Source organism: Paenibacillus allorhizosphaerae, from assembly GCF_042659105.1.
GTDB lineage: Bacteria > Bacillota > Bacilli > Paenibacillales > NBRC-103111 > Paenibacillus_G > Paenibacillus_G allorhizosphaerae.
On record NZ_JBHSRV010000042.1, the window covers coordinates 1 to 12,498 of the forward strand.

General features: G+C 47.7%; 11 protein-coding genes, 22 tRNA genes and 1 rRNA gene. 31 read left to right on the top strand and 3 right to left on the bottom strand.

Features of this window, described 5'->3' with window-relative positions:
- Positions 1–280 precede the first annotated feature (280 nt).
- The 23 genes from rrf to ACFQI7_RS37275 all read left to right on the top strand — a co-directional run bounded on the left by rrf (position 281) and on the right by ACFQI7_RS37275 (position 2,504).
- Positions 281–397: ribosomal RNA gene (gene rrf, locus ACFQI7_RS37165) — 5S ribosomal RNA — on the top strand.
- Positions 398–442: 45 nt separating this feature from the next.
- Positions 443–519 (top strand) — tRNA-Ile (locus ACFQI7_RS37170).
- Positions 520–536: 17 nt separating this feature from the next.
- A tRNA-Ala gene (locus ACFQI7_RS37175) sits at positions 537–612 on the top strand.
- A gap of 5 nt (positions 613–617) precedes the next feature.
- Positions 618–693 (top strand) — tRNA-Asn (locus tag ACFQI7_RS37180).
- A 7-nt stretch (positions 694–700) separates the two neighbouring features.
- Positions 701–789, top strand: a tRNA-Ser gene (locus ACFQI7_RS37185).
- A 19-nt stretch (positions 790–808) separates the two neighbouring features.
- Positions 809–882, top strand: a tRNA-Met gene (locus tag ACFQI7_RS37190).
- A 2-nt stretch (positions 883–884) separates the two neighbouring features.
- Positions 885–972 (top strand) — tRNA-Ser (locus tag ACFQI7_RS37195).
- Positions 973–986: 14 nt separating this feature from the next.
- Positions 987–1,058: transfer RNA gene (locus ACFQI7_RS37200), tRNA-Glu, on the top strand.
- An 89-nt stretch (positions 1,059–1,147) separates the two neighbouring features.
- A tRNA-Phe gene (locus tag ACFQI7_RS37205) sits at positions 1,148–1,220 on the top strand.
- Positions 1,221–1,227: 7 nt separating this feature from the next.
- Positions 1,228–1,303 (top strand) — tRNA-Thr (locus ACFQI7_RS37210).
- 4 nt (positions 1,304–1,307) lie between these two features.
- Positions 1,308–1,390 (top strand) — tRNA-Tyr (locus tag ACFQI7_RS37215).
- A gap of 3 nt (positions 1,391–1,393) precedes the next feature.
- Positions 1,394–1,464: transfer RNA gene (locus ACFQI7_RS37220), tRNA-Trp, on the top strand.
- Between the two features lie 4 nt (positions 1,465–1,468).
- Positions 1,469–1,541, top strand: a tRNA-His gene (locus tag ACFQI7_RS37225).
- Between the two features lie 9 nt (positions 1,542–1,550).
- Positions 1,551–1,622: transfer RNA gene (locus ACFQI7_RS37230), tRNA-Gln, on the top strand.
- A 10-nt stretch (positions 1,623–1,632) separates the two neighbouring features.
- A tRNA-Lys gene (locus ACFQI7_RS37235) sits at positions 1,633–1,705 on the top strand.
- Between the two features lie 14 nt (positions 1,706–1,719).
- Positions 1,720–1,805: transfer RNA gene (locus ACFQI7_RS37240), tRNA-Leu, on the top strand.
- A gap of 10 nt (positions 1,806–1,815) precedes the next feature.
- Positions 1,816–1,899, top strand: a tRNA-Leu gene (locus ACFQI7_RS37245).
- Between the two features lie 9 nt (positions 1,900–1,908).
- Positions 1,909–1,980, top strand: a tRNA-Gly gene (locus ACFQI7_RS37250).
- Between the two features lie 17 nt (positions 1,981–1,997).
- A tRNA-Cys gene (locus tag ACFQI7_RS37255) sits at positions 1,998–2,071 on the top strand.
- Positions 2,072–2,085: 14 nt separating this feature from the next.
- Positions 2,086–2,159: transfer RNA gene (locus ACFQI7_RS37260), tRNA-Arg, on the top strand.
- Positions 2,160–2,247: 88 nt separating this feature from the next.
- A tRNA-Pro gene (locus tag ACFQI7_RS37265) sits at positions 2,248–2,324 on the top strand.
- 6 nt (positions 2,325–2,330) lie between these two features.
- Positions 2,331–2,401, top strand: a tRNA-Gly gene (locus ACFQI7_RS37270).
- Positions 2,402–2,430: 29 nt separating this feature from the next.
- Positions 2,431–2,504, top strand: a tRNA-Arg gene (locus ACFQI7_RS37275).
- Between the two features lie 268 nt (positions 2,505–2,772).
- On the opposite strand, the gene ACFQI7_RS37280 is transcribed toward ACFQI7_RS37275, so the two are convergent.
- Entirely contained in the window at positions 2,773–3,312 is a 540-nt protein-coding gene (locus ACFQI7_RS37280; protein WP_218103443.1) for a helix-turn-helix domain-containing protein, read from the bottom strand.
- Positions 3,313–3,526: 214 nt separating this feature from the next.
- Here ACFQI7_RS37280 and ACFQI7_RS37285 point away from each other — a divergent pair, with 214 nt between their 5' ends.
- The 5 genes from ACFQI7_RS37285 to ACFQI7_RS37305 all read left to right on the top strand — a co-directional run bounded on the left by ACFQI7_RS37285 (position 3,527) and on the right by ACFQI7_RS37305 (position 8,085).
- Positions 3,527–4,096, top strand: coding sequence for an alpha-L-rhamnosidase C-terminal domain-containing protein (locus tag ACFQI7_RS37285; RefSeq protein WP_218103444.1), 570 nt, complete (start codon positions 3,527–3,529; stop codon positions 4,094–4,096).
- 359 nt (positions 4,097–4,455) lie between these two features.
- Entirely contained in the window at positions 4,456–4,728 is a 273-nt protein-coding gene (locus ACFQI7_RS37290) for a hypothetical protein (RefSeq protein ID WP_218103446.1), read from the top strand.
- Positions 4,729–5,388: 660 nt separating this feature from the next.
- On the top strand, positions 5,389–6,312 hold the full coding sequence (locus ACFQI7_RS37295) for a D-2-hydroxyacid dehydrogenase (RefSeq protein WP_329958317.1): 924 nt from the start codon (positions 5,389–5,391) through the stop codon (positions 6,310–6,312).
- 312 nt (positions 6,313–6,624) lie between these two features.
- Positions 6,625–6,861, top strand: coding sequence for a DUF6953 family protein (locus ACFQI7_RS37300; protein ID WP_377518574.1), 237 nt, complete (start codon positions 6,625–6,627; stop codon positions 6,859–6,861).
- Between the two features lie 852 nt (positions 6,862–7,713).
- Positions 7,714–8,085: an iron chaperone gene (locus ACFQI7_RS37305; RefSeq protein ID WP_218103449.1), complete on the top strand. Its 372-nt coding sequence runs from the start codon at positions 7,714–7,716 to the stop codon at positions 8,083–8,085.
- A 279-nt stretch (positions 8,086–8,364) separates the two neighbouring features.
- Here the strand turns inward: ACFQI7_RS37305 and ACFQI7_RS37310 are convergent, their stop codons facing one another.
- Positions 8,365–9,744, bottom strand: coding sequence for an MFS transporter (locus tag ACFQI7_RS37310; RefSeq protein ID WP_218103450.1), 1,380 nt, complete (start codon positions 9,742–9,744; stop codon positions 8,365–8,367).
- A 115-nt stretch (positions 9,745–9,859) separates the two neighbouring features.
- Between ACFQI7_RS37310 and ACFQI7_RS37315 the strand changes: the two genes are divergently transcribed.
- A complete protein-coding gene (locus tag ACFQI7_RS37315; RefSeq protein WP_218103451.1) occupies positions 9,860–10,180 on the top strand; it encodes an ArsR/SmtB family transcription factor in 321 nt (106 codons plus the stop codon).
- Between the two features lie 131 nt (positions 10,181–10,311).
- Here ACFQI7_RS37315 and ACFQI7_RS37320 read toward each other — a convergent pair whose 3' ends face one another.
- Positions 10,312–10,728: an SHOCT-like domain-containing protein gene (locus ACFQI7_RS37320; protein WP_218103452.1), complete on the bottom strand. Its 417-nt coding sequence runs from the start codon at positions 10,726–10,728 to the stop codon at positions 10,312–10,314.
- Positions 10,729–10,875: 147 nt separating this feature from the next.
- On the opposite strand from ACFQI7_RS37320, the gene ACFQI7_RS37325 reads away from it, so the two are divergent.
- Both ACFQI7_RS37325 and ACFQI7_RS37330 read left to right on the top strand, forming a co-directional pair.
- The gene (locus tag ACFQI7_RS37325) at positions 10,876–11,529 is read left to right on the top strand and encodes a hypothetical protein (RefSeq protein WP_218103454.1); all 654 of its coding nucleotides are present in this window, start codon (positions 10,876–10,878) and stop codon (positions 11,527–11,529) included.
- A gap of 321 nt (positions 11,530–11,850) precedes the next feature.
- A complete protein-coding gene (locus ACFQI7_RS37330) occupies positions 11,851–12,273 on the top strand; it encodes a VOC family protein (protein WP_218103458.1) in 423 nt (140 codons plus the stop codon).
- The last annotated feature ends 225 nt before the right edge of the window (positions 12,274–12,498 follow it).

The following is a 12,498-nucleotide window of genomic DNA, read 5'->3' on the forward strand; positions in this document are numbered from 1 at the left end:
TAGATAGGTTCGGGGTGGAAGCGCGGCAACGCGTGCAGCTGACGAATACTAATCGGTCGAGGGCTTATCCTAAGCGCTTTTCGAAGAAAAGCTAGCTTCGGAAGCATTAGCTAAAAGATTCAGCATTGTTGCAGCGAAGATTTATCTTTTTGAAGTGACCTTTGTGCGAAGCACAACGGAACGATAAAAGATAAATTGGAGCCTTGTTTCGATCCAGTTTTCAGGGTACAAGCGACCTTGAACAAAAGTAATAGATGTTTCCTGGCAGAAACATCAACCGTTTGGTGATGATGGCGGAAGGGAACCACGCGTACCCATCCCGAACACGAACGTTAAGCCTTCCAGCGTAGATGGTACTTGGACCGCAGGGTCCTGGGAGAGTAGAACGTCGCAAAGCGGAAAAAATTCCACGTTAGTGGTTTTTTTTATGCCATAAACATTAGGGCCTTTAGCTCAGCTGGTTAGAGCGCACCCCTGATAAGGGTGAGGTCGGTGGTTCGAGTCCACTAAGGCCCACCAATCATATGATTTGTTTAGGGGCCATAGCTCAGCTGGGAGAGCGCCTGCCTTGCAAGCAGGAGGTCAGCGGTTCGATCCCGCTTGGCTCCACCAAATATTCCCTGATAGCTCAGTTGGTAGAGCACTCGACTGTTAATCGAGTTGTCACAGGTTCGAGTCCTGTTCGGGGAGCCATTTTTATGGAGAAGTGTCCGAGATGGCCGAAGGAGCACGATTGGAAATCGTGTAGGCGTCACAAGCGTCTCGAGGGTTCGAATCCCTCTTTCTCCGTCCGTTCAGAACAATAAATGGCGGCGTAGCTCAGCTGGCTAGAGCGTACGGTTCATACCCGTAAGGTCGGGGGTTCGATCCCCTCCGCCGCTATTGGAGAGATACCCAAGTGGCTCAAGGGGACCCTCTGCTAAGGGGTTAGACTGCGTAAGTGGTGCGAGGGTTCGAATCCCTCTCTCTCCGTCGCAATTACATAAGGCCCGTTGGTCAAGGGGTTAAGACACCTCCCTTTCACGGAGGTAACAGGGGTTCGAATCCCCTACGGGTCATATATGAACGCTTAGCTCAGCTGGGAGAGCATTACCTTGACAGGGTAAGGGTCGGCGGTTCGATCCCATTGGCTCCGCCAATTACATAAGGCTCGGTAGCTCAGTCGGTAGAGAAGAGGACTGAAAATCCTCGTGTCGGCGGTTCGATTCCGTCCCGAGCCATTGTTGTGCCGCTGTAGCTCAATTGGTAGAGCAACTGACTTGTAATCAGTAGGTTGGGGGTTCAAGTCCTCTCGGCGGCACCATCATGGAGGCTTAGCGAAGTGGCCAAACGCAGCAGACTGTAAATCTGTTCTCTGACGAGTTCGGTGGTTCGAATCCATCAGCCTCCATTTAGGGGTATTGTTTAAAGGTAGAACAAAGGTCTCCAAAACCCTTGGTGTGGGTTCAATTCCTGCTACCCCTGCGCGGCGGTCGTGGCGAAGGGGTTAACGCACCGGATTGTGGCTCCGGCATTCGTGGGTTCAAGTCCCATCGATCGCCCTTTCTTATTGGGGATTAGCCAAGCGGTAAGGCAACGGACTTTGACTCCGTCATGCCTAGGTTCGAATCCTAGATCCCCAGTCCTTTGGATGAGCCATTAGCTCAGTTGGTAGAGCACCTGACTTTTAATCAGGGTGTCGTAGGTTCGAGTCCTACATGGCTCACATTAATCCTATACGCGGTTGTGGTGGAATGGCAGACACGCTATCTTGAGGGGGTAGTGGGTGTACGCCCGTGGAGGTTCGAGTCCTCTCAACCGCACCAATAATTGCATGCGTTCGTGGCGGAATTGGCAGACGCGCTAGATTCAGGTTCTAGTGGGGTAACAGCCGTGGAGGTTCGAGTCCTCTCGAGCGCATTGGTTTATGCGGAAGTGGCTCAGGGGTAGAGCATCGCCTTGCCAAGGCGAGGGTCGCGGGTTCGAATCCCGTCTTCCGCTTTTATTTTATTGAACTAGGCGCCATAGCCAAGTGGTAAGGCAGAGCTCTGCAAAAGCTTTACCCCCAGTTCGAGTCTGGGTGGCGCCTCCATCATTGATTTAATTGTGCCCTTAGCTCAGCCGGATAGAGCGTTTGACTACGAATCAAAAGGTCGGGAGTTCGAATCTCTCAGGGCACGTAGGATTATGGCGGAATTGGCAGACACGCGACTCAAAATCGTGAGGGAAACCGTGGGGGCTCAACTCCCCCTACCGGCATTGTATGATCGGGACGTAGCTCAGCTTGGTAGAGCACCTGGTTTGGGACCAGGGGGTCGCATGTTCAAATCGTGTCGTCCCGACCACAAGATGCGGATGTAGTTCAATGGTAGAACTCCAGCCTTCCAAGCTGGTAGCGTGGGTTCGATTCCCATCATCCGCTTAATGAAACTGTATCATATAAAAATTTTTGTCCTAGTAGCTCAGTTGGATAGAGCAACGGCCTTCTAAGCCGTGTGTCATGGGTTCGAATCCCTTCTAGGACGGTAAGGATAAAAGCCGTGGGTAAACTGCGGTTTTTTTTATAATGCAAATAGGGATCCCCGCTAACGTTATTCCCATATTCCATTGTAAGCTCCTTCCCCCTAATGGGAACAATAGCCCAATAAACAATCCGGTCATCGGTTTCACTAAAGATCGCTGCAACTGAATAGGATGGTCGGGCGCGTCAGCTACTGATTGAGCTGCCATGAAAATTCAATGGTGCGGCTCGAAAAAAAAACAGACAATACCAAAGAAGACGCAACGAAAGGTTTAGACCCGATGCATTTTTCGATAATGCAGCGGCGTTATACCCACATTTTTGGTGAAAACCCGGTTCAGGTAAAAGCCGTTCTGATAGCCACAGCATTCGGAGATTTGATCCAGCGTCATTTTCGTCTCGGCCAACAGCTTTTTTACTTTTTCCAAGCGCAAGCCCGTCACAAATTGAATCGGCGTTTCTCCATAGGCAGTCTTATAGCCCTTCGAAAATCGGGAGGGCGATAGCCCAAGAGAAGCAGCCACTTCTCTTAGTTGGAACGATTCGAATGCAAGTTTCTTCAATGTCTGCTGCGCCTTGCCCATCACGGAATGATTTGCAACGGCATCCGTCGATTCGTCCGTTATCGAAATTTCTTCGCAGTACAAATACCAGATATCCAGCACATGGTGATTCAATTTATGCTTGGTGAACGCATCGCGCCCCAACGCGATTTTTTTCATCCGGGCGAGCGTAAAGAGAAGCGGTGCGGAATTCGTCATACGGATCTTGCCGACTGGAACCGCCGCACCGATATCGGTCGGCTCGAGCATGAAGCCTTGCCCGTCTGTCCATCGTAATTTGATAAACGCGTAGCGGAAAGGCTCGCCGGTCAGCTGGGCGACGCGGAGGCGGAATCCGTTTTTCGCGGATTGGCGGAACAGCTTGCGGAATCAATCCGGTCATGGCTGTGGAACGATGAAACGGGGGCGTACACGGAGTGTGTTGTGAACGGGCCCATGTCGGAAAAAATCAGCGAGATCACGAATGCTTTGGCTCTACTGCATCTGCACGACAGCGGTGAAGAACGCGCGGCTCGGATCATTCGCTGTGTATTTGTTGGGCGTGGTGGTACGGGTCATGAAGGCAAGCCCTTTTTTCATGCTGTTCGTATACCGGGCATTGGAAAAACACGGAGATGCTGCCCTTGTGCTGCGGATGATCCGTCAACGGTATGGCTCCATGCTGGATGCTAGAGCGACGACGCTGTGGGAAAATTGGCAGCTATTTTACAAATCCGCTACGGGTGGCGTAAAGTTTCAGAGCGCAAGCCATGCCTGGGCCGCCATGCCGCTGGTGTTTGCAGCGGAACAGCTGCTCGGGATAAACATTGCCGAGGCGGGCTTTACGAAAGTGATCATTGCGCCGAAGCTGTTTGATCTGGATTATGCAGAAGGAACCGTCGTGACACCGGGTGGGGAGTACGGCGTTGCCGTGATCCGCGAGAGCGGCGGAATTCGAGTAAAGGCGACGGTTCCGGCGGGCTGCGAAGCATGGATCGGCGGTGAGCTGCACCGTGAAGGAACGCACCACGTTCTGCTGCCTGACGCAAAATGATAATGGAGGGGGCTATGCAGTGTGAAAGTCGAGTGTCAGAAGCAAGCATTGGAAGGCTGTATTGGCTGGGCAGTTATACCATTGTGCCTCCTACGGACGCCTGGACCTTCGAAGATTTGGCCGATCTATCGACTTGGACCGCTAGCCCGGCAACCTATTGATTTCAAACTCGTGATCATGCCGTAGGAGCAATTGACGCTGAACTCCCTCGGTACGATAGCGCACAAATCACACCACAACAAAGCTGCCGCGTTGAACGGCAGCTTTGTTGCCGTCATGGAAGCCTATTAGGTTGCCAAGGTTAAATGGACGGCCTCATTGAACTAAGCGTATGGTTAAATTTATGAGGAGATTTGATAATGAACACATATGTTAGGCTTTGGTTTTATGCCGATAAAGAATTGCCCGAAATTGCAAGTAAATTAAAACTTCTAGGGGGATTTCAAGAATATTTGCATGACGGAGAAGACACCTGGGAATGGTGTTCATCGGAATTTGGTGGGATCAATGCATTAGACGAAGTTAAGATTGAACAAATCGGTAGACAGATTTCAATTGATCTAATTGCGAAAGTCTATCTAGGTGAAGTAAATAAGAATGCCTGGTCTTATACGGACTCGAAAATTAGATAAGATAAGCCACTGTGATTCCATCGAATGAATGCAACCTCTCTAAGTTAACGGATACGATAGCGTAGAAAACACACATCATGAGGCTGCCGCGAACAATCGGGTGGCCTTTTCCTCGCTAACGGGATACGATATTGCGAAAAAAGATAACTTTGCTTTATTCTTTGCTTTGCCTGGATCTTATTTTATTCTTGATATTTGTTTATCATTTGGTTAAGCGAGTGCGCCGATAGTAAGAAATCGTTCTCGTAAATAAAGGAAAATATACAAAATACCATCAGTTTGTTAAACTACCATGAAAGAACGGATTAACTTTCATGCTCTGTGGTGCAGCGCAGGATGCATGGATGGCTAACGGATACGATTGTGCAATAGCCTAATTTGGGGATGGCCGGCGTTCGGGATTTACTGGGGCACATCCTTTAATTTTTGGTTCTTTCATAAAGAGATTACTGCTCGATAACAACTTCTCTTGGGTGGGAGAAATGTCAAGGAGCATCAATATCCGTATTTCGTATGAACATTGCGTGGATTCCTTTAGTAAATTAGCATTTCTTGAGTAAGCTCTTCCGTACTCTACGGCGATTCTTTATACTGTAGAGAAACCTATCGATAGGGAAAGAGAGGATGTCCATTATGCCTAAGATCGTGTGCCTGCGACCAATGTCCTTGAACCAACTCGAACAGATATACACGGTAATTCCTACCGGGTGGGAAGTGATTCATGGCGACAAAGAACAATGGGCCTCCCATCTAAAGGACGCCGAGATTATGGTCGGTTGGAACAGGTTGGCCGAGGCATGTTTGAATTCAAACTCGAAATTAAGATGGGTACAGAATTGGGGGGCTGGAGTGGACCGAATGCCGCTTGCCGAAATGGCCGCCCAAGGGATCTTATTGACGAATGCCAGTGGCGTACACGCTTTTCCGATCTCCGAAACGATCTTGGCCATGATGCTTGCCTTTTCTCGAAAACTTCATCTTTCGATCCGCCATCAGGCCCAAAAAACCTGGCAATCGACGGGGGAGTTACACGAAATTCACGGCCGAACGATGGGGGTGATCGGAGTCGGGGCGATTGGAGAGGAGACGGCTAGGCTTGGTAAAGCGTTCGGTATGAGGGTACTTGGTGTGAGACGATCCGGAGAGCCTTCGCCATATGTGGATCGAATGTTCGATAAATTCGGACTCGATGAAGTTCTGCAGCAAAGCGATTACGTCATCGTTACACTTCCCCTGACTCCGGACACGCATTATTTATTTGGAAGCAGGGAATTTGCTCTGATGAAGGCTTCCGCATACTTTATCAATATCGGCAGAGGCGGAACGACGAATACGGAGGCTTTGCTTGAAGCATTGCGTAACGGCCGGATCGCTGGTGCAGGCTTGGATGTGTTCGAGCAAGAACCTTTGCCTGAGTCGAGTCCGTTGTGGCAGATGGATAATATCATCATCACCCCGCATAATTCGGGCTCAACTGTGTATTATGACGATAGGGCAATGGAGATTTTCCTGACGAATTTGAAGGCATATTTCAATGATGGTCAACCGTCCTACAATCTTGTGGATTTTGATAAGCATTATTAAAGCAGATATATCAGGACTATTGCAGCGGACAATTTTATTGGGACTTTTATTATTGACAAAATGAGCCTGATGCCTTCAGGCAAGCGAGCTGGGCAAGAAATTGAAGCGAACGAGAGACCGTGTTCAGTTTAGCTCATTTCTTCATGGCCCCATTAAAACCAATAACCGACTGCTTCACAGTCGGTTATTTTTATAACTAAATTAACCACAGGAGTGGCTGTCTGATAGCCATATTACGCCTGATTTCATCATTGGTGGGTTCTTGTGAGTTTTTGGATTTCACGAATCAATTATTTATGAGGGGCGTTTAAATTGGATACTGCAGTGAATGAAATTGCTGAATGGATGTTATATGAATTGAAATCATCTGGGATTTTGTATCAAACCGATGCGGTTAACTATATTATAAATAATTATGGTAAAACGTTTATTTATGTTAATGAAAACGGAAATCAGTCAATATCAAAGGATGTAAAGAAAGCTTTTAAAAAGTTGCATGCTGGAAGAGCTGCGTGGGAGCGAGATGGTTTCTTTTGGGGTTGGACTTGATCCTCAAATTATGTGACAACGACTGCTCAATGACTACAGACTATTAAGTATTCTTTCGGGGGTAATTATACCATCCCCGTAAATTGGGGATTTTTTATTTGAAGGCATATATAGATAGGACGAACCACTAACTAAACTATGATAATTTCACCTGTAATTAATGAGAAAAATTAGAACTTCATCTAAGCAATTAGACATGTCAACTGCCGGATGACAAGAACAATCTATGATAACATTGGACTCAAGCTTTCATACAGTTCGGCTCCAAATGCTGCCGTTAACAACCCCGAGGATATAGAGCCATTTTCGAAACAGAGGCGCCTTATACGAATATTACTTTGGGAAATATCGAGGTAAAAGGAATGGCAAAAATGAGTTTAAAATCCATTGACGTACCGCCATCTGTCCAAGATTGAGGAAACAATCTTTATCACCTTATATGCCCTGGCTCTGGACAGTCAACTCCTCACTGACCGTGTTTTGTGGATTACGCTACGATAGCTCAACACCATTAGGCCGCCGCGGATCGATGGAGGCCTCATTAAGCAGAATGCCAGGATAGTTGAACGAGAAACGCATGTTCTATGGTATATTGATGGAGGTTTAGACCGTGAAGTGATTCAGTTAAACGTTGAACATAGAGAGTATTATATATCCAAGTGAAGTAACAGGATATTATCATGTTTGGAACGAACTGTACCAAGAAATACTTGATTATGTTTTAAGGCAATAGTATTTTATCTTCAATAAACGGGGGGCAAGTGTCTTAGCGGTTCAGTGAAGAGTTTTAACGATGAATGGGTTTGAGAAACTTCTCGGAATGACATAATTTTCATTTTAGGAGGGAACAACATGGAAGTTTTTGCAGAATATTTAGCGGGTATTGATAACCCCGACCACCGCGACCGAACAGAGGAAGTTTTGGCGTGGGTTGCTAATAAATTCCCAAATTTGGAACCGCAAATCAAGTGGAATACGCCAATGTTTTCCAATCACGGCACATTTGTCATCGGGTTTTCCACAGCGAAGTATCATTTGAGCGTTTCACCCGAAGAAGTAGGCATTACGCACTTTGCCGATGACATTGTGCAAGCTGGTTACAGCGCTACCAAAGGCTTGTTTAGAATTCCGTGGAATGAGCTGGTAAATTACGAATTACTTGAGAAAATGATTGAGTTTAATATATTGGATAAGGCAAACTGTTCAACTTTTTGGCGGAAATAATAAAATAGGATAGGACCCTAGAGGCCCATTTTGCCTAGAGAACAACGGCTGCCGCGAAAGTATAAAAAAAGGATCATATTAGAAGAGACAACCAATTAATTCTAGATAGCTTATACTGGACGAGCATGAGGCTGCTGATCTGACGGATCATATTGTCGGCTCTGGGAATCCGATTCAAGACAAGGGCGTGTCGAGCAGACCGAATATTCTAATTTTATCGTCTAGCCGTCTTCTAACGTAACAAGCCGTTTACTCTTGGGAGTAAACGGCTTGTTGTTTTTATCTATTTTCCGCCACACGGGGCGCTCGCTGTCCATAGAGATAGGCGCAGACGATCGAAATGAGCGCGATAATCGTCAACCCCCAATAAATATTGCCGTAAGCCGCTTTCAGGGGAAGGTCTTTCTGCCAAGATAAAGCACTTGCGGTAGTCGCGACGCCGAAAGCGCCGCTGAAGAACTGGAGCAGCTGGAACAGCCCCAGTCCGGAGCCGATCTGAGAAGGCTGTACAATGCGTGACATCTCATTCGAGATGCTGCTGGTCAAGAATGTGAAGCCTACACTCAGCAGCATATAAATAAACAAGATGGCGACATAGGACGAACCGGCAAACAGGGCGAACAGCAGCACAGATGCGAGAACGAGCAAAGGAATGTAGCGGATGATCGCGGCGTTGCCGTTTCGGTCGATGATCCTGCCGACTTTTTGGGACAGGAACAAAGCCAGCAAAGAACCGGGGAATATGACGAGACCGGAAGAGATCGCGCTTAAGCCGTATAGGTTGACCAGAATTTGCGGCATCAGGAACAACGTTGCGAAGCTGCACAAATAGGCGACGATCCCGACCGATCCCAGCAATAAGTAAGCACGGTTGCGAAACAGGACGGGCTGTACGAAGGGATCCTGTGCACTGCGGATGCGAATAACGAACAACACGAGAGAGATCAGGCCTGCGGCCAGCGCGATCCCGGATTGATTCGTGAGAAACAACAACAGTCCGGTCGTTCCGATGCCGACGAAGAACGCCCCGTATACGTCGAAGGAGCCTTTGGCTGGCTTCTCCGCGGGAAGAAGCGCCACGAACATCGGAACGAGCAGAATCGTAACCGCGGTAACGGCGAATAAATAATGCCAGCCGATAAATTCGACGATAGCCCCGCCTGCAACAGGTCCTAGGCCAAGCCCGAGCGAAGCGGCCGACATGATCATCGCCATCGCTTTGCCGCGCCGCTTCAGCGGGACGTACCGGGTAATGAGCACAAGCGAGAGAGCTGGAACCGCGCCCGCTCCCGACGCTTGCACGAGACGGACGAGCAGAAGCAGCAAGAAGCTTTCACTGAACAACCCAACAATTGCCGCAACGCTAAGCGAAACAAGCGCGATAACGATCAGCCGGCGAATCGGAACGAAATCGGATAACCGGCTGTAGGTGATGGAAGAGATCGCGAAGACGATGGAATATCCCGTAACGATCCAAGATGTCGTGGATGCCGACAAGCCGAAATCGTGAGCCACGCTCGGCAAAGCCAAATTAAACATCATTGTATTCATAATAACCAAAACGATCGACAATCCTAAAAGGGCGGTAACCAAACCTTCACGAATGTACGTTTGTTCGGTGCCGCGTACGCCTGCCGACTCAGAGGCTGACTTTGACATGGGGCTCACCATCTTCTTTATTTTATTGTTTCATTACTATCGAACAATAGAAATATAACATTCTTTATGATAAAATGCAATTATGGATAAAACAAGTATAAGGGGGGATAGGCCAATGAAAATTCTTTATCATCCGGATAAGTCGGATATTCAATTATCCTCCGTTTTATATGCTCTAAGCGATCCCATCCGATTATATATACTAAGCGAGTTGCACAAAGCAGGAGAACGCACGTGTGGGGACATCGAAGTTCCCGTCGTGAAATCGACCTTGTCGCACCATGCTCGCACCCTTAGGGAGGCGGGCATTGTCCGCGTTCGGTCTCTAGGGACGCAGCGCTTTCTCTCCATTCGTACGGAGGATTTGGAAGACCGGTTTCCCGGTCTGCTGAAATCCATTCTGGATGCCTACGAAGTGTCGGGCGCACCGATATAGCCCGACCGTGGTTTTCCTTGCCTCGGATGACGCGGCATGGAGCATCCGGCGGCGTATAAAAAGGAAGAGGTATATCGGCGTTAGTTGGAGTGGGTTCCCTACCTCTGAAGTGACCCGATAAAGTTAGACAGTTATTTCGTTAGGTGGTCTATAAGGCATGAACTCGGTTTTGTACCGGGAGCATGCCTTTTAATTATAACGTTGAGATGGCTCGCCATATCAACCTTCACATATTTCGCAGCCTGCGGAATATTGGACGCGATGCTGTGCCCCGCTCCGAGAACAGCCTTAACCGGTTTAATCGGCAAATTGATGTTGATATTATCGTTCTCTTGGGATGTTACCCGTATTTTCAACGTTTTGTCTAAATAACCGCCGGATGCCGATGACAGTTTCTTCGAATAGTCGGGTTTCCCCAGCACCTGTACGGCTTGCGATGTATGAGCCGTTTGCTTCTCCTTTAGCGCGTCAATCAACTCCGAAGCCTTGTCTGAATCAATTTTGCCTTCCTGCATCATGGATAGCACTTTGCTGATTTCTTCTTTCATCGTTTCTTCCTCCTTATTCACGATCGGGGTTCAGGCTACAAGGATAAAGACTACCAATCCTCTTTGTTATAAGATAATATATAGAGCATTTTCATGTACGGCTGCGGTCCTTCCGGAACTGCTCAAAAGTAGATAAGGGGAGATGAAATGCGTAGAAAAGAAGATCTGTTTTTCGTTCTCATTCTGATCGGTCTGCTGCTCATATCCAACACCCACCTCGGCAATTCTTTCGGAGACAGTATATTCAGAGCGGTTGGAATACCGCCGTGGACCAATACCGAGTACGATTCGGGGCTGCATATCTCGGTTATTGTCGGGCTGCTTGTCATTGTTGCCGGTTACATCGGTGCGGTGAAGTTTTATCAATTCCGGTTTCCCAAAATACGGAGCCGGATCGTACTGAGCTGTATCGCATTTGCGTTTCTGTTTCCGATCGTGACCGAGAATGCCTTGATTCTTCTGAAATATAATTCCGTTTCCGTTTCCTCCGTCGCTTTCTCCAAAAAGAACAGCCAGTGCAGCTATAGATCGGAAGAAGCGAATGTGAAAGCGGACTGCACCGTTACGCTGATCAACTATGGGAAGGAGAAGGCTGTAACGGTTAGGCCTTATCTGATACGAAGTACAGCCAAGGTCAAGTTCGAGCCGATGACGATCACGCTTCCACCTCATCAGAAGGTCGGTGTCGGCACGGCATTTAACGGCAAGCTGCTGGATGGAACAGGCTTCTCCGGTTGGTCGAACGATATCGGCATTGAAATCGAAGTCGATGGCTTGAAGAAAAGGTACGGCAAAGAGTAGCTAGTGGTGCGGGGAACCGAAGCGGAGGAGAATCTCGGACCTGGTTAGATGACTCGAGCGCGGAGCTGAGGCGGTTCTGCAATAACCTCTGAGATGCGAATGAAGCGCACTAACGGATAACGATAGCTGAATAAAGTCAACGAACGCAGCCGCCCAGAATGATCGGCTGCCTTTTCCACGCTAAAGGGCAGTTTTGTTGAATGAAATATACGGGAAATCGACGGCGTTGTCGATGTAATAATCGGGTTATTCATGATAGCAATCTAAAAGAAATCAAAGCATTACTTGTTTGCTATGATTGAAAAAAAGGAGTTGACAATGATGACAGTAAAACTTACCCCATATTTCAATATGGAAGGGAACGCAAAGGAAGCTATTCAGTTTTATGAACAAGCAATAGGAGCCGAAGTCCTCACAATCATTACTTACGGGGATATGCCGGAAATGCCTAATACTTTCACTGATGATTTAAAAAATCTTGTGGCACACGCAAAGTTGCGGGTTGGTGAATCGGAACTCATGTTTTCGGATGCTCCCAATGGTTCGTCTATTCCCAAGGGTAAACAGGTAACAATTTGCATTTCAACAAACAACGTAGAAAAATCAAAACGATTTTTCGAAGCCTTACGGCAAGACGGTCAAGTTAACATGCCGTTTGAAGAAACCCCTTTTAGCCCAGGTTTTGGTGATGTAACTGACAAATTCGGCGTGACCTTTCAAATATATACTGAAAGCCAAAGCTAAAATATAAATGGAGTACTTTCGTTATAGCTGGGATGCAGCACCTTTGACGCCCTAACGGGTACTATAGCTCAACACAAAGCATCATAAGGCCGCCGCGGATCGTGATATGCTCCCCTTAAGGTAGACAGGTTAAATAATAAAACCTGCTACCTTAAGGGGGTTTTTTCATGGCTAAAAAAAATCAATATCGTGCAGTAGAGAAACTCGCCATCATACAGGAGCTTG